Below are 17,544 nucleotides of genomic sequence, written 5' to 3'. Positions count from 1 at the left end.
AACCGAAGCCCATTAGCGTGCAAATGGTATGCCAGTAACCGAACCTTCGCCAGCGGGATCTCATCGCTTTTATGGCAGGTTGAGACCTCAAAGGGCGGCCGCGAGCATCTTGCCCGTCTCGATATGCGGGATGGCCTCGACCAGCTTGCGCGTGTAATCGGTCTTCGGGTTGTCGAACAGCGCCCGGCTCTCGCCCTGCTCGACGATTCCGCCATTGCGCAGCACGATGGTGCGGTCGCAGAGCATGCGCACCACGTTGAGATCGTGGCTGACGAACAGCAGCGCGATGTCGTTCTCTCGCCTGAGGCGATCGAGCAGTTGCAGCACCACCGCCTGCACCGAGACATCGAGCGCGGCGGTCGGCTCGTCCAGCACCAGGAGCCGCGGGCGGCAGGCGATGGCGCGGGCGATGCCGACGCGCGCCTTCTGGCCGCCGGAGAGCTGGTGCGGGAAGCGCGGCAGCAATTCCAGCGGCAGCCCGACACGCTCGGCGCATTCCTCCACGCGCTTGCGCAGCGCTTCGCCCGCACGCATGCCATCGAGCCGCATCAGCGGGTGGGCGATACAATCGAACGCCGTAAAACGCGGATTGAGGCTCTCGTTCGGATCCTGGAACACCATCTGGATGTCTTTGCGCAATGGCGAGCGGTGGAAGTCGCGCGACGCGATATGGCCGACCGACTGCCCGTCGAACACGATGTCGCCTTCGCTGGGATCGATCAGCCGGCAGATCATCCGCGACGTCGTGCTCTTGCCGGACCCGGACTCACCGACGAGCCCGACGCTTTCGCCGCCGGCCATGGTCATCGAGAAGTCGGCCACCGCCGCCGAGCCCTCGTCGAAGCGCTTGGCGAGCTTGCGTACCTCGAGCAGCGGCGGCGTTCCGTACGCGGGCTCCAGCCTCGGTTTGCCGAGCATTGCCGCGTAGCCTTCCCGCTCCTCTTCGGTGACGAGGTCTTCGATCCGCGACGTCGACGTCGGCGATGCCGCGACCAGGCGCCTGGTGTAGGCGTGCTGGGGCGTGCTGAAGAGCGTCTTGGGACTCGCTTCCTCGACGATACGGCCGCGCTCCATCACGGCAATGCGGCGGCAATAGCGCGCCGCTAGCCCGAGATCGTGCGTGATCAGGATCGTGGCCATGCCGCGCGCGGCGGCGATGTCCGCCAGGAGATCCATCACCACTTTCTGGGTGGCGACATCGAGGCCGGTGGTTGGCTCGTCGGCAATCAGCAGCGCCGGATTGCAGGAGATCGCGATCGCGATCATGACGCGCTGGCACATGCCGCCGGAGAGCTCGTGCGGATAGGCATTCATCCGCGCCTCGGGCTCGCGGATCTGAACGGCGCGCAGCAGATCCAGCGCTTCGGCTCGCGCCGCCTCCTTCGAGATGCGCTTGTGGGTGAGGATCGCGTCCGCGATCTGCAAGCCGATGGCCCGGATCGGATTCAGCGCGGCCCGCGGGTTCTGGAAGATCATCGACATCGCGGCGCCCTGGAGCTGCCGGAGGTCGTCTCCCCCAAGTTTTGTCACGTCCTGTCCGCGGAACAGGATCCTGCCTCCGGTGACCCGCCCCGCCGCGTCGAGCAGTCGCGTCGTGGCAAAGCCGGTCACCGACTTGCCCGAGCCGCTCTCGCCGACGAGGCCGAGCATCTCGCCCTTTTCGACCGTGAGCGTCACGCCGCGCACAGCCTCGACCATGCCACGCCGCGTCGAGAACGCCACGTGGAGGTCGTCGATCCTGAGCAGCGCCTCGCTCATGTGCGCATGCGGGGGTCGAGAATGTCCCGCATCCCGTCTCCGAGGAGGTTGAAGCACAAGACCGCCATCATCAGCGCCAAACCCGGAAAGGCGACCAGCCACCACCGCCCCGTCGAGATGAAGCGCGCTCCTTCCGCGACCATGATGCCCCATTCCGGCGTCGGCGGCTTGACGCCCAGACCGATGAAGGACAGGCCCGCGGCGTTCAGGATGGCCCAGCCGAGGTTCAGCGAGATCTGCACGGCCATTGCCGGCAGGATGTTCGGCAGCAGGAAGCGCAGCACCACCGAGAAATGGCTCTCGCCGCAGGCGCGCGCCGCCTCCACCCAGCCGACATTGCGGCGGACATTGACTTCGGCCCGCGCGAAGCGGATGTAGAAGGGAAGATTGATGATCGCGGTCGCGATGACGATGTTCTCGATACGGTTGCCGAGCGCTGCGACCATGGCCATCGCCAGCACGAACAGCGGAAAGGCCATCATCACGTCGACGAAACGGCCGACGCCGCGATCGAGCCGGCCACCGGCATAGCCACAGAACGCGCCGACCACGGCACCGATCGCGAAGGAGATGCCGACGGCCGAGACCGCAATGGCAAGATCGAGACGCGCGGCGATGATGAGACGGCTGAACACGTCGCGCCCGAGCTGATCCGTGCCGGCAATGTGCGCCGCGCTCGGCGGTAGCAGGGCTTCCGAGACATTGGAAGCCACGGGATCGTAAGGCACGATCCACGGTCCGACGATCGCAACCAGCACGAACAGGAGCACGCCGGTTGCGGCAACGGCGGTGAGCGGATTGCCGCGCAGGATCCAGACCGAATGGCGGAGGGTTGCGCTGGTCATCCGATCGACACCCTGGGATCGGCGATGCCGTAGCAGATGTCGACAACGAGATTGACCAGCACGAAGAGGCTGGCCATCAGCAGCACGAAGCCCTGCACCGGCGCATAGTCGGAGGAGAGCAGCGCATCGAGCGCGTAGGACGCAACGCCCGGCCAGGAGAACACCTTCTCCACCAGCACATTGGCGCCCAGCATGGTCGAGAATACGATGCCGGCGATGGTGATGACGGGCAGGATGGCGTTCCGCAGCGCGTAGGTGACGACCACCTTGCGCCAGGACAACCCGACCGAGCGCGCGGTTCGCACGAAGTCGCTGCCGAGCGACACCAGCATCGAGGCCCGCGTGATCCGCGCCAGCGGTGCGATCACGAACAGGGCCATGCTAACCGCTGGCAAGATCAGCTGCTTGAAGGCCGCCCACCAGCCCTCGAAGTCACCGGCGAGCAGGAAATCGATCGACAGGAAACCCGTGCGCGATGGCGGCAGCGAGGTGAAGACGTCGATCCGGCCCGTCGGATCAGGCGCAAGCCCGAGCAGATAGTAGAAGACGTAGATCAATAGCAGGCCCGACACGAAGGTCGGCACGCAGACGCCGAGCGCGCAGAACAGCCGCACGCCGTGATCGACGAGCGATCCCGGCCGGAGCGCCGCGACCACGCCGAGCGGCACCGCCGCGATTAGCGCCATTAAGAGCGCCGTGAAGGTGAGCTCCAGCGAGGCCGGCAGCCGCTCGCGCAGATCCTTCAACACTGGCTGCCCGGTCATCATGGAGCGGCCGAGATTGCCCTGACCGATGTCGGAGAGATAGAACACGAGCTGCTCCGGCACCGATTGGTCGAGCCCCATCTGCTTGCGGATCTGCTCGATCTCCTCCTTGCCGGCATTGGGCCCGGAGGCGAAGAACACCGCGGGGTCGCCCGGCAGGACGCGCATCAGCAGGAAGGTGAAGACCAGCACGCCGAACAGCGCCGGCAGCGACGACAACAGCCGTCTGCCCGCCCGCATCATCGTTGCGCCAAGACCGGTCATCACCTTCCGGAGCCTCCCTTCGGCTAACGCTATCACTTGCGGCTGACGTCGCGATAGTCGACCTGGCGGTGGAACTCGTAGGTGTAGCCTTCGACCGAAGGAGCCATCACCGCGTCCTGGTTCGGCTGCCACAGCATGATCTGCGGCATCAAATCGGCATGCATCGCGTTGAGCTTGCGGCCGTCCTCCTCGTACTTGGCCTTATCCGGCTCGAAGCGGGCTTCCTGCGCGATCGCGGCAAGGTCCGGGTTGTTGATCGAGCTGTAATTCCAGCGCTGATTGCCGGTGTAGAAGTTGCGGTAGAAATAGTCCGTGGACGGCAGCCAGGCGACGATGCCCTCGGTGAAGAAGGGCAGCTTCTTCTCGTTGATCTGGGTCGACATCTGCGCATCCGGCAGCTTCTGGATGTCGACCTTGATGCCGATCTTGCCGAGCGACTCCTTTACCAAGGCGGCCATCGGTTCGGCGGTCGAGGCCTGGCCGACGTTGAAGCTGAAGGTGGTCGAGAAGCCTTCGGGGAGCCCGGCGGCCTTGAGATATTCCCTGGCCTTGTCGAGATCGAGCTTCACCGGCTGCTGGAATGGATAGATCCCGTTCAGCGGCTTGCCATCCGGCCAGCTCGCGCCGAACAGCGGCGCGCCGCGACCGAACAGAGCCGCCTTGAACATGTCGTCATAGGGCAGCGCAAAGGCGATCGCGCGGCGGACATTGGGGTTGTCGAACGGCGGGATCTGGTTGTTCATCGAGACGAACGTGATCGAATTGTATTGCGGCGTCGAGATCACCTTGAGTTTGCCCTTGGCCTCCAGCGACTGCACGTCGCTGGCCTGGAGATCGACCACGAGATCGGCATCGCCGCGCTCGACCAGATTGGCGCGGGTCGCCGGCTCAGGCACCGACTGAATGATCACGCGCTTGAAGAAGGCCGGCTTGTCGGGCGAGCCGCGGTTCCAGGCCTCGTTGCGCTTGATGATGGCCTGCTCGCCCGGCTTGAAGGTCTCGATTACATAGGCGCCGCTGCCTGCGGTGTTCTCCTTCAACCAGGCGGTGGCCCAGGGATCATCCGCGGTCGCGTGCTGCTTCGCCAGCTTCGAATTGATGATCATGGGGTAGACGGTGGCGAGATTCGGCAGCGCGAGCTTGTCGGGCTTGGGCAACGTCACCTCGATCGTGAGAGGATCGATCACCTTGAACTGATCCGCGGAGGTCAGCGAGCCCGTGAGCAACTGCGCCTTGCCGAGGATCGGTGCGGTGACGCAGCGATCGAGCGACCATTTCACGTCCTCAGCCGTGACAGGCGAGCCGTCCTGGAATTTGGCGTCCTTGCGCAGGTGGAAGGTGAGCTTCAACCCGTCGGGACTGACATCGTAGGATTCGGCGAGTTCGCCGGTGATCTTGTCGAGATCGAACACCCATTTGCCATTGAGCTGCTTGCGGCCGAACGCTACCAGCCGGTCATAGGTGCTCATGCTCAGCGCGAAGGATTCGCGCGTCGAGCCGGGGATGTTGGGATCGAGCGTGTTGACGGATGCGCCGGTGACATAGCGCAATGTCTCGGCCCGGGTTTGCGCCTGCGCAGGCGCGTTCACGATGAGCAGAAGCGCGACGGTGGCGAGCATGGAGGATGCCGGCCTGAAAGACACAAAACGCATCGGTTTTTCCCTGAATTTCGACAAGAATGCCAGCAAGGCAGGCCAAGAAAGAAGCAAGTTGCGCGCCAGTCTCATGGGACGCGCTTGCCGATGCTTGGTCGCGGCGGCGCATGGATGATCATCGCTGCTCCTCCATTGTTCGCGCCGGCCGCGTAACTACGGCCTGCGGCACGTCATAGGCGCTGAGCGAGGCCCAGTGCCGTTCAACATCGGCGCGGAACAGGCCGCGCGTCAGGCCGTGGACCAGCTTTGGCACGGCGGTCGTCATCGCATTAATGGACGATCCCGAGGCGCCGAAGCTCATCGTCGACGCAATGGCGAACAAGTGGATGTCGGAGATCCAGGGCGTGGCGCCGGGCACGCGCTCGGTGAAGGCGTAGTCGTCGGCGAGATAGGGGAAGCGGCCGAGCCGCGCGTTGCGCTCGTTGTCCGGCGGCTGATAGCGATCGGCCCAGGTCGCGATATTGCCCGCGATATTGGAGAGCTCACCGCGCGCGGCAAAGTTCATGTCGATACCGATGCCACAGATGACGAAGTCCGCCGCGATGGTGCCGCGCGGTGTCTGCAATTCAACACCACTAGCGGTCTGACGCGCGGCTTCGAGCGGCGCGCCGTGATGCAAGGTGAAATTGGCGTGGCGCGCGCAGCGGTCATAAGTTGCTTGCGGAAAGCCCTCCCGCATTTCGAGAATGGAGCGCATGAAGCGCCAGCGCCAGGCATCGTCGAGATCGCTGAGATGGCGCAGGAAGCCGCGGAAGGTCAGCCAGCGATAGGGCTGGATGACCTGGATATGCGCTCGGCGGCACAACAGGTGCACTTCGGCGGCTCCCGCTTCCAGCGCGGTGGCGGCATTGTCGAAGGCGGAGGCGCCGGCGCCGATCACGGCGACGCGCTTGCCGCGGAGGCTTTCAAAATCGATCGCGTCGGCCACAGTTGCGACCGAGCCTGCCCGCAGATCCCGCAATTGCTCCGGGATCATCCAGCCGCCCATGCCCTCCTGCCCCGTCGCCAGCACGATCTTGCGCGCATAGAGCACCTCGATCGCGTCGGCCCGCTTCACGCGCGCGGCGAGCAGGCCGTCGGCCGCCGGCGCAATCTCCAGAAGCTCGCAGCCGTTGCGCACCGGCAAGCCGATCGTCCGCCGCAGCCAGAGCAGATACTCCGCCCAATGCTCTCGCAGGATCAGGCCAAGCTGCTGCCAGCTCGCTTCGCCAAAGCGGGCTTCATGCCAGGACTGATACGTCAGGCTCGGGATATCGAGGTCGGGTCCCGTATAGTCCTTCGGGCTGCGCAACGTGGGCATGCGGGCATAGGTCCGCCACGGACCCTCCATCCCCTCCTCGGCCTTATCGAGAAGCACGATGTTGCCGACGCGCGAGCGCATCAGGCCGAAGCCGATGGCCACGCCGGACTGGCCGGCGCCGACGATGAGCACGTCCAGCGCAGGTCTGCCGTCCGGACCCATTTTCGGTTCGAGCCAGGCGGCGCCGGGCTGCGCGATTTTGGCGAGATCGGCGCGAATGTCCGCTTCGAGCTGTGTCAGCGCATCACTCATGCCGCAAGCCAGCCTCCGTCGACCACCATCACCGTCCCGGTCGTGAACGAGGACGCATCGCTCGCCAGATGCAATGCGGTCTGCGCGATCTCATCGGCCACGCCGAACCGCTTCATGGCATGGCGGTTGCGGGAGGCTTCTCGTACCTCGTCCGAATTCTTGTGCCGGGCGAAGCTGCGGCGAAGCATCGGCGTATCGATCGCGCCCGGCGCGATGGCGTTGACGCGAATGCCGTCGGTGGCGAAATCTACCGCCATCGTCCGCGTCAGGCTGACGATGGCGCCCTTGGCGGCGATGTAGGCGCTGTTGCCCTTGCCACCGGCTATCGCAAGCTGCGACGCCAGCGTGATGATCGATCCGCGCTTCTGCTGCTGCATCTGCGGCAAGGCCGCCCGCGCCCACAGCCAGGTGCCACCGACATTGGTGCGGAACACGGCATCCCAATCGTCCACGCTCGTCGTCAGCACCGTGCCGCCGACGGAGAATCCGGCCGCGGTCATCAGGATGTCGAGCCGGCCGAGCCGGGACACGACATCGCCGACAACGGTTTCGGCGAAGCTGGCTTCGCCGACATCGCCGACATGCGTGGTGGCCTCGCCGACCAGGCGCAACGTCTCTTCGAGCCCCGCGGCGTCGCGATCGACCAGAGCAAGGCGTGCCCCCTCCTCCGCGAACAGCTTGGCACTGGCCCGGCCGATGCCCGAGCCCGCTCCGGTGATGATGGCTGTGCGCCCCTGCAGCCGCATGTCAGATCCCATCCCTGTGCTGCATCCACCAGGCGCTCATCGCAGCGGCTGACTCCGCGCAGCCGAACCGTGCACGCCAGCCGAACTCATCAACCATCCGTTTGACCGACATCGGCGCCCGATCCCCACCGTGAAGCTTGATGAAGGTCTTCTCTCCGGGAGCCGCGAGCCTACACTCCAAGCCGGGATGCAGGGCCGCAAACGCCTCGCCCCATTGCAGCGCGGACCAGGCGCCGCCGCTGGAGATGTTGTAGAGCCGGTGGCGCGGCCGCTCGGCTTCGATCAGCACGGCGACGGCCTCGGCGGCGTCGGGAGCATAGGTCCAGTCCTTGATGCCTGGCGCAGGAAGAAGGGCTGGCGCGCCGCGTCCGAACGCCGCGAGGATCTGGAACTGGAGACTCGGCGTGTCCCGCACCGACGTGGCCCGTTCCCACGGACCGAACACCGCGCTCAGTCGCACGCTGAGAAAATCGCCGCCGAACAGTTCGGCGTGGCGAGCTACAGAGCGCTCCGAAGTGAATTTGCTGATGGCGTAAAACGAGACGGGATAGCAGGGCGTTTCCTCGTCTAGCACCGGAACCCGCTGGCCCGCCGCGCCATAGGCCGACGCCGACGATAGATTGACGACGCGGCGGACGCCATGGCGGATCGCAGCTTGCAGGACCGGGATCTGGGCCATGACGTTGATCTCGAGAACGCGCGCCGGCGAAGCGCGTTCGAGGTCGTCACCGGCGGTGACCGCGGCGCCCAGCACGATCGCATCGCAGCCCCTTGCGATAAGAGCGTCGATGGCCTCTGCGTCCGTGATGTCCCCCTGCAGGGTTTTGAGCCGTGCTCCGTAATCGGCAAGAGATCGCTGCGCGGACGGCGGCAGCGGCGCACGATCATACAGCGTCACCTCGTGCCCGCGCGCGAGCAGTGCCTCCGCAACATTGAGGCCGACAAAGCCGGTGCCGCCGAAGATGACGATCTTCATCGCGCGCGATCCACGATCACAGCAGCTTCGCTCCAAAATTCCGTTCCGGATCCATGTCGGCCACGAGCCGGCCGGTCGGCTTCGCCGCCTCGCCGCCGCTGCGCGCCAGGAATTTTCCGCTGCCGGCGCTCGCGAGGCACTTGTCACCGTCGATGATCACCCGGCCACGCGACAGCACCGACACCGGCCAGCCCTTCAGTTTGCGGCCCGCGAACGGCGTGTAGCCGGTGAGATCGTGCATCATCTCGTCGGCGATGGTGACCTCGCGGTTGGGGTCCCAGATCGCGATATCGGCGTCGGCGCCGACCGCGATCGAGCCCTTGCGCGGGTGCAGATTGTAGATCTTGGCCGGCGCTGTGGAGGTCAGCTCGACGAACTTTTCCAGGCCAAGCCGCCCCTTCGATACCATCGCGTCGAACAGCAGCGGCAGCCGCAGCTCCAGTCCGGGCAGGCCATTCGCAACCTGCTTGAAGTTGGGGTTGGGGCCGGCGCGCAGCTTGCCGGTCTCGTCGTAGCGGTAGGGCGCGTGGTCCGACGAGATGGTCTGGAGATCGCCGAGCGACAGCGCCTGCCACAGCGCCTCCTGGTCCGCGTGCGTGCGCGGCGGCGGGCTGCACATCCATTTGGCGCCCTCGGAGCCGGGCTTGTCGAGATCGTTGGCGGTGAGGAACAGATATTGCGGACAGGTCTCGGCGAAAACCTTGAGCCCCTGCCCGCGGGAGTCGCGGATCACCTTGGCGCCTTCGGCGGTCGAGACGTGGAAGATCATGATCGGTTGGTCGATCAGTGCCGCCATGCCGATCAGCCGGGTGAAGGCTTCGGCTTCCGAGACGCGGGCGTGGCTGACGGCATGATATTTCGGCATGGTGTAGCCACGCGCGAGCAGCCGCTTGACCATCCAGGCGATGATGCCGTGATTTTCGGCATGGGCGCACAGCATCGCGCCGGACTGGCGCGCGGCGAGGAGGATGTCGAGCAGCGGCTCGTCGTCGACCTTGAGCCGGTCATAGGTCATGAATATCTTGATCGAGGCATGGCCCTGCTTCACCAGCGCCGGAATGTGCTCCTCGACCGTCTCCTTGGTCGCGTCCGCAATGATCATGTGAAAGGCATAGTCGATCACCGCGCCCTTCTTCGCCAGCGCGTGATAATCCTCCACCACCTGCGGCAGCTTCATGCCGACATGCTGTGCGGCGAACGGGATCACCGTGGTTGTGCCGCCGAAAGCGGCAGAAACCGTGGCGCTCTCGAAGGTGTCGGCGTTCATGATGCCGGCTGCCGACAGTTGCTCGATATGGGCGTGGCTGTCGACGCCGCCGGGCAGCACCAGCTTGCCGCGCGCATCAATCTCGCGTTTGGCCGCCGGAAGGCCCTTCCCGATGGCTGCGATGGTTTCGCCGGAGATGGCGACATCGGCCTCGAACACGTCGGTGGTGGTGGCGACGCGTCCGCTGCGAATGATCAGGTCGTAAACAGGTTCAGTCATGAGGCACTCCGTGATAGGCTCGGGCAAATGATCTCCATTTCGCAGGAAGACCAGCATGTCTCGGCCGCGCATTCTCATCATCAATCCGAACTCCAACCCTGCGGTCACGCAAGGGCTGGAGGACGCCTTGAAGCCGCTCGGCTTCGAGGGTGGCCCCGAACTGGTCTGCCAGTCGCTGGCCGAAGGGCCGTTCGGCATTGAAAGCCAGGCCGACGTTGACGGCGTCGCGATGCCGCTGCGAAAGCTGGTCGAGGGCGACAACAATTCGGCGGCTTTCGTCATCGCCTGCTACAGCGATCCCGGGCTTCAGGTCTGCCGCGAAGGCACCGACCGTCCCGTCTTTGGCATCGCCGAGTGCGGCGTGCTGACGGCACTCGCCCGCGCCGAAACCTTCGGCGTCATCGCCATCGCGCAGCGCTCGATCCCGCGCCACATGCGCTATCTCCGGCAGATGGGGCTGACCGGTCGCCTCTCCGGCGAACGCCCGCTCAACATGAGCGTCGCGGAAACCGCGTCCGGCGAAGGCACGCTGGCGAAAATGATCGAGGTTGGCCGCGCGCTGCGCGACGATGACGGCGCCCGCGCCATCGTGATGGGCTGCGCCGGCATGGCGCGCCATCGCCGTCCGCTGGAGGACGCGCTCGGCATTCCCGTGATCGACCCGACACAGGCGGCCGTCACCATGGCGCTGGGTACGGTGCAGTTCTCTGCTCACTAGGCGTCCTTCAGCTCTTTGGCATCCTGCCGCGCGCGCCATTGCGCATGGCTCTCACGCGTCAGCGAGAAGACATCCCGCTGGGTCGTGTAGAGATTGCCGAACATGCGGCCGATCGGGCGGTAGGCGTCAAGATCGACATACATGTTGGCCTGGTCGACAAGACCTTCGCGGGCATGAACCCTGAGCACCTCGCCAACCAGGAGCTCGCGATCCGGCGAGAAGTTCAGCACGATTTGGCGCCGGCATTCCAGCGCAAAGGGCGCCGCGGCGAGGCGCGGCACTTTCACATCGACGGAGGGAAGCGTCGCGAGCCCGGTCGCGGCAACTTCGCTGTCGCCGGAGGGAAAATCGACCGCACAGTCGTTCATCGCGACCGACAGCGCCTCGTCCACCATGTGCACGACGAACTCGCCGTCGCGATGGATGTTGCGGGTGGTGTCCTTCGGCGAGTGATCCGGCTTGTGCTGAAGACCGAGCACGATCAGTGCGGGGCTTTCGGAGAACACGTTGAAGAAACTGAACGGGGCTGCATTGACCGCCCCGTTCTCGTCCAGCGTCGTCACCAGCGCGATCGGCCGCGGCACAATCACGCCGCAGAGTAGCTTGTAGCGATCGCGCGGATCGAGCTCGCGCAAGGAAAGCCCATTGTCCGACATCGGCGTCATTTCTCCGGCGGCGGCACCGCGCCGGTTTGGCTGGTGATCAGGCCGTAATGCTCGATCCGGCGATGCTGCGCGAAATTGAAGATCGTGGTCTTGCCGAAAATGGTGGCGTCGAGATCGCACGCGTGAACCAGAAGCTCATCACCTTCGGTCTTCGCCTCGGCGACGATTTCGCCGTTGGGATCGACGATCAGGCTGCCGCCGAACAGCGGGTGGCCATCCTCGTTGCCGGCCTTGGCCACCGCGACGACCCAGGTCGAATTCTGATAGGCACCGGCCTGCACGGAGAGGCGGTTGTGGAACAGGCGCATCTCGACGCCCTCCTCGCTCTTCTCCGCATTCACGGACGGCGTATTGTAACCGATCAACACCATCTCGACGCCCTGCAGGCCCATCACGCGATAGGTCTCCGGCCAGCGCCGGTCGTTGCAGATCGCCATGCCGATGATGCCGCCCAGCTCTCGCCAGACATTGAAGCCGAGGTCGCCGGGCTCGAAATAGCGCTTCTCCAGATGCTGGTGCGAGCGCTTGGTGTCGTACTCGACATGGCCAGGCAGATGGACCTTGCGATATTTGCCGACGATCTTGCCGGACTTGTCGGTCAGGATCGCCGTGTTGAAGTGATGACCGTCCGGTGTCAGCTCCGCATAGCCGAAGTTCATGGCCATCTGGTGCTGCGCCGCGCGCTCGAACAGCGGCTTGGTCGTCGCGTTCGGCATCTCGCGCTCGAACCAGATGTCCGCCTCGGCGCGATCCTCCGAATACCAGCGCGGGAAAAACGTCGTCAGCGCCAGTTCCGGATAGACGATCAGGTCGGCGCCTTTCGCTTTTGCCTCGTCCATCAACGCAATCATGCGCTTGACCACGGCCTCGCGGCTGTCGGCTTTCTGGATCGGGCCCATCTGGGCGGCGGCAACATTGACGATACGCATCAGCGATTTCCCGGTGATCTCTTGGACGAAGCGAAAGATTCAACGAATTGCCGGCGCGTGCAGCATAACGCAGCATCGCGGGAAGTTTCCAGCCGAATGGGCCCGGCAGTTTGCATGACGTGACCGGCGCTCATCGGTGCTCCCAGTCGGCAACAACGAGGCCATGATCGAGCGCATCCAGCAGCTGGTCGGCCTCTCGCTCGGAGATGACGAGCGGCGGTGCCAGGAACAGCGAGGTCTGCTCGCCGCTGGTTCCGATCACCGCACCGGCCTCCAGCGCGCGCTCCGCCACGCGCGAGGCGATCGGCACTTCTGGGGTGTCAGCATGCCAGGAGCGCCAGTCCGGTCCGTGCAGTTCCACCGTCCAGTGCAACCCCTGCCCCGCCACACGTTGCACGCTCGGATGTTTTTGTGCGATCGCGAGCAGGCGGCGACTGAACAGCTGTTCAAGGCTCTTCACATGTTCGAGAATCTTCTCTTCGTTGATGACTCTCAGGTAGGCGCTCACCGCGGCCATGCTGATCGGATGGCCGCGCAAGGTGCCGTAGTTCTGCCAGCTCGTGCCTTTCAATCGCTCAACGATCTCTTTCGACACCACGACCGCGGCCACCGCGGCCGCACCGCCGCCGAGCGACTTCCCGAGCGTCACGATATCGGGCCGAGTTTCGGCGCCCTGAAACGCGAACCAACGCCCGGCGCGGCCGGCGCCGGTGACGACCTCGTCGGCGATCCAGTATGAGCCCGCCTGTCGCGCAGAGCGGGCCACTTCGTCTTGATAGGCGCCGTCGTAATAGATGCCGCCCTGGGTGTAGTCGATGATCGTCGCAGCTGTATCCGACAGCAGACGCGCGGCGTCGGCCAGATATTCGCTCGGCGGCCTGTTGTTGGCCGGCCCGCCGTAGATCGCGCCATCCGGCGCCGGCAGGATGCGCACCGGGGCCATCGGCGCCGGCAGCCTGGAGCCGCCTGAATGCACCGCAAGGCCACCGTGCCATTGCGGCTGCACCGTCATGCTGCGCGACAGGCCCGTGATGCCGTGATAGGCACGTTCGCGCGTCGCCAGCGCCGAGCGCTGCGTCAAGGCCTGGCAGAGCGACAGCGCCATGTCGTTGGCCTCGCTGCCGCTGATGCAGAAGCGCACCGCGCCGACCCATTCCTCTTCGCCGCCGAACGCCGTCGCCATCAGATCGTCGGCAGCCTGCTCGCGGCCGACCCAGGTCCAGCCCTCGTTGACGACGGGTGTATCGGCTGCGCGGCGGATCGCCTCCACCATCGCAGGGTGCCGATGGCCGAGCCCGCCGCCGGTGTTGCTGCCGTCGATCAGCTTGCGGCCGTCCGCAAGATGAAAATAGACGCCTTCGCCGCCGACCACGGCCATGGGCGCGCTGTCGCCCGCGTTCAGCCCGGTTCGCAACAATTTACTCATTGCACCCCCCTCACTCCTCGGCTTCAGCGCCGTAGCCGCCGCCGCCGCAGGTCTCGACCGTGACGAGATCGCCTTGCTGCAGCACGAGGTTGGATTTGCCGTCGATCGCGACGCTTGCACCTTGCCTGATTAGCGAGATGCGACAGGCCTTGCCGGGTTCGCCGCCCTGCATGCCGAACGGCGGAATCACCATGCGCTCGATGCAGGTGGTCAGATGCATTGATGGAGCCAGAATGCGGTAAGCGCGCACAACGCCATCGCCGCCGCGGAAGGCGCCGGCGCCGCCGGATTGCCGGCGAATGGCCTGCTGCTCGAGCCGGATCGCGTAGTTCGCCTCGATCACCTCGACCGGCGTGTTCGAGGTGTTGGACAGATGCACCCGGGTCGCCGAGATGCCCGCCCGGTCGTGCCGCGCGCCTTCGCCGCCGCCGTGGACCTCGTAGAGCATTTTCCAGGAACCGTCCTGTCGCGGCTGCGCAAAGAACAGGACGCCTGCGGTGGTCGCGCCACCCGCGGACAAGCGTTCGGGGATGGTGTCCTGCATGGCGCGGAAGATCGCATCGACGATGCGCATTGACGTCTCGTGGTTGCCGGCCGCGACGGAAGCTGACCAACCGGGTTCCAGGATCGAGCCCGGGCGGGTGATGATGGTCAGGGGACGCAGCGCGCCGGCATTCTGCTGCATGTCTCGCCCGCTCATGATGCGCGCGGCATAGGCGACGGCCGAGCGCGCCATGAACGGCGTCGTGTTGCAGAAATTCGAGACGCGGTCACAGCTCCCCGACAGATCGAAAGTCGCCTCGTCGCCACGAATGGTGATCTTGACGTGGATGCGCGCGGGCGCGTCGTTCACGCTACCGTCGTCGAGATGGTCCTCGCCTTCGTAGATTCCGTCCGGCAAGGCGCGCAACGCCTCGCGCATCTCGATTTCGGAGAGATCATGCAGGCGAGACTGCGTCGCGATGAACACCGCCTTGCCATGCTCGCGGCAGAGATCGACGATGCGCCGCTCGCCGGTCTTGGTCGCCGCGATCTGCGCGAGCAGATCGCCCTCGCAGGATTCGGCGTCCCGGACATTCGCCTTGAGCAATTGCACGATCGACGCGTTGACGCCGGCTGCGGTCGCGATCAGCACCGGCGGAATGCGCATCGCCTCCTGGAACGTGTCGATGGCTTTCGCAAAATAGCTGCCGGGCCAAGTGCCGCCGATATCGGGCCAGTGCGCGAGGCTGACCGCGAACGCCACGATCTCGCCGTCGACGAAGACAGGGCGTACGACCTTGACGTCGTTGAGATGATTGCCGCCGAGCGCACCGACATTGTAGATCAGCACGTCGCCGTCGTTCAGGCTGTCGCGCGGCACCACCTTCAGCAGTTCGGGGACCGTGTAAGCCATCGCGCCCAGATGGATCGGAATGTCGCGGCCCTGCCCGACCAGGTCGCCACGACCATCCGTGATCGCCGACGACAAATCGCCGGCCTCGCGCAACAGCGGCGAGCGCGCCGAGCGCGTCATCACCAGGCTCATCTCCTCGGCCGCAGCCGAGAGCCCGTGCCGGATGACTTCGACGACGAACGGATCGAGCTTCATGAAGCCCTCCGCGTCAGGAACAAATTGCCTGAAGCATCCGGCCTTGCCTGCCAGCCCGGCGGCACCACCACCGTGGACCAGGCGTCTTCGATGATGGCCGGGCCGCGGACAGTGTCGGTCAGCGAGGCGCGGTCGACGATCGCAGTCTCGATCTCATGCAGGCCGTCGAACGAGCAGGTGCGCGTCCCTGATGATACCGCCCTCGCCACAGTCGCCGGCCGGCTCACCACCGTCGTCGACGGCCGGCGCGCCTGGACCCGCACGGACTCGATGACGCACGGCTCGCTCGTCGCATAGCCGAAGAGTTCGTGATGCCGCGCCAGGAAATCCTGCTTGAGCCTCGCGATCTCGAGCGGCAGCGCGAGCGGGACCGGAATGGCGTCGTTTTGCGCCGCGTAGCGCATCAAGGCCACCAGTTCGACCTGGATCTCCGCCTTCGCAACGCCGTTGGCGATCAGCGGCGCCGAGGCATCGTCGATCAGCGTGCCGATCCGCTCCGACACGCGCGCATGGTCGATGCCGTCGAGACCAGCGCGCAAGGTCTGCTGCTGCAGGAAGCTGAAATCGGCGGTGAGACAGCCCAACGCCGAGAACGCGCTCGATGCGCTGGGCACGACGACCTCTGCAATCCCGTAGAGATCGGCCAGCCCTGCGGCATGCATGGGGCCGCCGCCGCCGAAGGCGAGCAGCGCGCAGTCGCGCCCGTCGATGCCGCGCTCGACCGTGACGCGGCGCAGCGCGCGGGCCATCGTCGCGTTGGCGACCTTGATGATGCCGAGCGCCGTTTCGGTCAGGCTCAGTCCCAACGCCTGCGCAATCGGCGCGATGACGCGCCTGGCCGCCTGGACGTCGATCCCGATGCGGTCGCCAAGCTTCGTTTCGGGGTTGAGATAGCCGAGCACGGCATTGGCATCGGTGATGGTCGGCTCGGTGCCGCCGCGGCCGTAGCAGGCTGGACCCGGCTCGGAGCCGGCACTCTCCGGGCCGACGGTCAGGCCACCCGGGCCGTTGCGCACGATCGATCCGCCGCCTGCCCCGATGGAATGAACCGCGAGCATCGGCTGGCGCAGCGGCTTGTCGCCGAGCATACGGCCGTCGGTCATCTCGGCCTGGCCGTCGACGATCAGGCACACGTCCGTCGTGGTGCCGCCCATGTCGAAAGTCAGCATGCGCGGCGTGCCAAGCTGGCGCGCGATGCTGACCGAGGCCGAGACGCCGGCGGCCGGACCCGACATCGCCATCACGAGCGGGCGACGCTTCACCGCAGAGATCGGGATCATGGCGCCGGCGGAGTGGAACACCTGCAGGCCGGGGCCGATCGGCAGCCGCTGCTCGAGATCGCTGAGATACTCCACCGCAATGGGCATTGCGGCGGCGTTGAACACGGTCGCCGATGTCCGTTCGTATTCGCGCGCCTCGGGATTGACCTCGTGCGACAGCGAGACATGGGCGACGACGTCCTTGAGTCGCTCGCCCAGCATCTTCTCGTGCACGGGATTGGCATAGGCGTGAAGCAGAGCCACCGCGACGCTCTGAACGCCGGTCTCCTTCAGCCAGGCCACCAGGCGCTCGATCTCCGCTTGCTCCAGCGGCTTCAGGACCTGTCCCTCGTGATCGAGGCGCTCGGCAAGCCCGAAGCAGCGCTCAGGCGGCACGAGCGGCGGCGATTTCGGCGGAATGTCGAGACGGTAGAGATCGCGGCGGCGATAACGCGCGATCTCGAGCACATCGGCAAATCCTTCGGTCGCGACCAGCGCCACCTTCGGCAGCCGGCCCTCGACGATGGCGTTGGTCACGCGCGTGGTGCCGTGGACGAAGCGCCTGACTTCGCTTTTGCGTAGGCCAACCGCTTCGATCGCCTCCAGCATCGCCTGAACCGGCGCGTCGGGGCGCGACGGCACTTTTGCGATCCGCGCCTCCGATGAATTGCGCCGGATCGCGATGATATCTGTGAAGGTGCCGCCGATATCGGTGCCGACCTCCCAGTGATGTTCAGACGAGCTCATGTGCGGGGGCAGCGACGGATGAAGCCCGCACCGGACGCCGGGCTGTTACAATCCATCGCGACATCCATTGCCGAACCGAGAGCGCTCATCATGCATCCCTTGTCATGCCATTGTCCGCGAGTGTGCGACAGAGCGGTCCGGTCGGGATAGGGCCAGCTTTGTC

At 65.6% G+C, this 17,544-nt stretch carries 14 protein-coding genes; 1 reads left to right on the top strand and 13 read right to left on the bottom strand.

All coding sequences use genetic code 11. The features are described 5' to 3' along the window. Positions 1 to 87: 87 nt before the first annotated feature. The 8 genes from nikE to hydA all read right to left on the bottom strand — a co-directional run bounded on the left by nikE (position 88) and on the right by hydA (position 10,046). Complete coding sequence (nikE, locus tag C7G42_RS18005; protein WP_106950275.1) at positions 88 to 1,758, bottom strand: nickel ABC transporter ATP-binding protein NikE; 1,671 nt, start codon at positions 1,756 to 1,758, stop codon at positions 88 to 90. Continuing rightward, positions 1,755 to 2,603, bottom strand: coding sequence for an ABC transporter permease (locus tag C7G42_RS18000; RefSeq protein WP_106950274.1), 849 nt, complete (start codon positions 2,601 to 2,603; stop codon positions 1,755 to 1,757). Before C7G42_RS18000 ends, nikE begins: the two co-directional genes overlap by 4 nt. After that, complete coding sequence (locus tag C7G42_RS17995) at positions 2,600 to 3,631, bottom strand: ABC transporter permease (RefSeq protein ID WP_199580970.1); 1,032 nt, start codon at positions 3,629 to 3,631, stop codon at positions 2,600 to 2,602. The genes C7G42_RS18000 and C7G42_RS17995 overlap by 4 nt, the downstream gene beginning before the upstream one ends. Positions 3,632 to 3,663: 32 nt before the next feature. After that, a complete protein-coding gene (locus tag C7G42_RS17990) occupies positions 3,664 to 5,283 on the bottom strand; it encodes an ABC transporter substrate-binding protein (RefSeq protein WP_106950272.1) in 1,620 nt (539 codons plus the stop codon). 118 nt (positions 5,284 to 5,401) lie between these two features. Then, positions 5,402 to 6,838 (bottom strand): NAD(P)-binding domain-containing protein, encoded by a 1,437-nt coding sequence (locus C7G42_RS17985; RefSeq protein ID WP_106950271.1) that lies wholly within the window; start codon positions 6,836 to 6,838, stop codon positions 5,402 to 5,404. Beyond that, complete coding sequence (locus C7G42_RS17980) at positions 6,835 to 7,584, bottom strand: SDR family oxidoreductase (RefSeq protein WP_106950270.1); 750 nt, start codon at positions 7,582 to 7,584, stop codon at positions 6,835 to 6,837. Before C7G42_RS17980 ends, C7G42_RS17985 begins: the two co-directional genes overlap by 4 nt. Before the next feature lies 1 nt (position 7,585). Continuing rightward, complete coding sequence (locus tag C7G42_RS17975; protein WP_106950269.1) at positions 7,586 to 8,560, bottom strand: NAD-dependent epimerase/dehydratase family protein; 975 nt, start codon at positions 8,558 to 8,560, stop codon at positions 7,586 to 7,588. A 16-nt stretch (positions 8,561 to 8,576) separates the two neighbouring features. Beyond that, a complete protein-coding gene (gene hydA, locus C7G42_RS17970; RefSeq protein ID WP_106950469.1) occupies positions 8,577 to 10,046 on the bottom strand; it encodes a dihydropyrimidinase in 1,470 nt (489 codons plus the stop codon). 55 nt (positions 10,047 to 10,101) lie between these two features. On the opposite strand from hydA, the gene C7G42_RS17965 reads away from it, so the two are divergent. Next, a complete protein-coding gene (locus tag C7G42_RS17965; RefSeq protein WP_199580969.1) occupies positions 10,102 to 10,764 on the top strand; it encodes an aspartate/glutamate racemase family protein in 663 nt (220 codons plus the stop codon). On the opposite strand, the gene C7G42_RS17960 is transcribed toward C7G42_RS17965, so the two are convergent. From C7G42_RS17960 to C7G42_RS17940, 5 genes are all read right to left on the bottom strand, one after another. Continuing rightward, positions 10,761 to 11,429, bottom strand: coding sequence for a flavin reductase family protein (locus tag C7G42_RS17960; RefSeq protein WP_106950268.1), 669 nt, complete (start codon positions 11,427 to 11,429; stop codon positions 10,761 to 10,763). The two genes, C7G42_RS17965 and C7G42_RS17960, sit on opposite strands and share 4 nt — an antisense overlap. Next, positions 11,426 to 12,358 carry an N-carbamoyl-D-amino-acid hydrolase gene (locus C7G42_RS17955; RefSeq protein WP_106950267.1) on the bottom strand — a complete coding sequence of 311 codons (933 nt, stop codon included), beginning with the start codon at positions 12,356 to 12,358 and terminating at the stop codon, positions 11,426 to 11,428. The genes C7G42_RS17960 and C7G42_RS17955 overlap by 4 nt, the downstream gene beginning before the upstream one ends. 130 nt (positions 12,359 to 12,488) lie before the next feature. Further along, positions 12,489 to 13,784 carry a class-III pyridoxal-phosphate-dependent aminotransferase gene (locus C7G42_RS17950; RefSeq protein ID WP_106950266.1) on the bottom strand — a complete coding sequence of 432 codons (1,296 nt, stop codon included), beginning with the start codon at positions 13,782 to 13,784 and terminating at the stop codon, positions 12,489 to 12,491. Between the two features lie 10 nt (positions 13,785 to 13,794). Then, on the bottom strand, positions 13,795 to 15,375 hold the full coding sequence (locus tag C7G42_RS17945; protein WP_199580968.1) for a hydantoinase B/oxoprolinase family protein: 1,581 nt from the start codon (positions 15,373 to 15,375) through the stop codon (positions 13,795 to 13,797). Continuing rightward, entirely contained in the window at positions 15,372 to 17,381 is a 2,010-nt protein-coding gene (locus tag C7G42_RS17940; protein WP_106950264.1) for a hydantoinase/oxoprolinase family protein, read from the bottom strand. The genes C7G42_RS17945 and C7G42_RS17940 overlap by 4 nt, the downstream gene beginning before the upstream one ends. Between the last annotated feature and the right edge of the window lie 163 nt (positions 17,382 to 17,544).

Source organism: Bradyrhizobium sp. MOS003 (genome assembly GCF_003020125.1).
Classification (GTDB): domain Bacteria; phylum Pseudomonadota; class Alphaproteobacteria; order Rhizobiales; family Xanthobacteraceae; genus Bradyrhizobium.
The sequence above is the reverse complement of the archived record's forward strand: the minus strand, read 5'-3'. Positions and strand labels throughout refer to the sequence as shown.

Excerpts from the sequence above, each read along its gene's own strand:
- nikE (WP_106950275.1), bottom strand. The coding sequence starts at position 1,758 with ATGAGCGAGGCGCTGCTCAGGATCGACGACCTCCACGTGGCGTTCTCG.
- C7G42_RS18000 (WP_106950274.1), bottom strand. The coding sequence starts at position 2,603 with ATGACCAGCGCAACCCTCCGCCATTCGGTCTGGATCCTGCGCGGCAAT.
- C7G42_RS17995 (WP_199580970.1), bottom strand. The coding sequence starts at position 3,631 with ATGACCGGTCTTGGCGCAACGATGATGCGGGCGGGCAGACGGCTGTTG.
- C7G42_RS17990 (WP_106950272.1), bottom strand. The coding sequence starts at position 5,283 with ATGCGTTTTGTGTCTTTCAGGCCGGCATCCTCCATGCTCGCCACCGTC.
- C7G42_RS17985 (WP_106950271.1), bottom strand. The coding sequence starts at position 6,838 with ATGAGTGATGCGCTGACACAGCTCGAAGCGGACATTCGCGCCGATCTC.
- C7G42_RS17980 (WP_106950270.1), bottom strand. The coding sequence starts at position 7,584 with ATGCGGCTGCAGGGGCGCACAGCCATCATCACCGGAGCGGGCTCGGGC.
- C7G42_RS17975 (WP_106950269.1), bottom strand. The coding sequence starts at position 8,560 with ATGAAGATCGTCATCTTCGGCGGCACCGGCTTTGTCGGCCTCAATGTT.
- hydA (WP_106950469.1), bottom strand. The coding sequence starts at position 10,046 with ATGACTGAACCTGTTTACGACCTGATCATTCGCAGCGGACGCGTCGCC.
- C7G42_RS17965 (WP_199580969.1), top strand. The coding sequence starts at position 10,102 with ATGTCTCGGCCGCGCATTCTCATCATCAATCCGAACTCCAACCCTGCG.
- C7G42_RS17960 (WP_106950268.1), bottom strand. The coding sequence starts at position 11,429 with ATGACGCCGATGTCGGACAATGGGCTTTCCTTGCGCGAGCTCGATCCG.
- C7G42_RS17955 (WP_106950267.1), bottom strand. The coding sequence starts at position 12,358 with ATGCGTATCGTCAATGTTGCCGCCGCCCAGATGGGCCCGATCCAGAAA.
- C7G42_RS17950 (WP_106950266.1), bottom strand. The coding sequence starts at position 13,784 with ATGAGTAAATTGTTGCGAACCGGGCTGAACGCGGGCGACAGCGCGCCC.
- C7G42_RS17945 (WP_199580968.1), bottom strand. The coding sequence starts at position 15,375 with ATGAAGCTCGATCCGTTCGTCGTCGAAGTCATCCGGCACGGGCTCTCG.
- C7G42_RS17940 (WP_106950264.1), bottom strand. The coding sequence starts at position 17,381 with ATGAGCTCGTCTGAACATCACTGGGAGGTCGGCACCGATATCGGCGGC.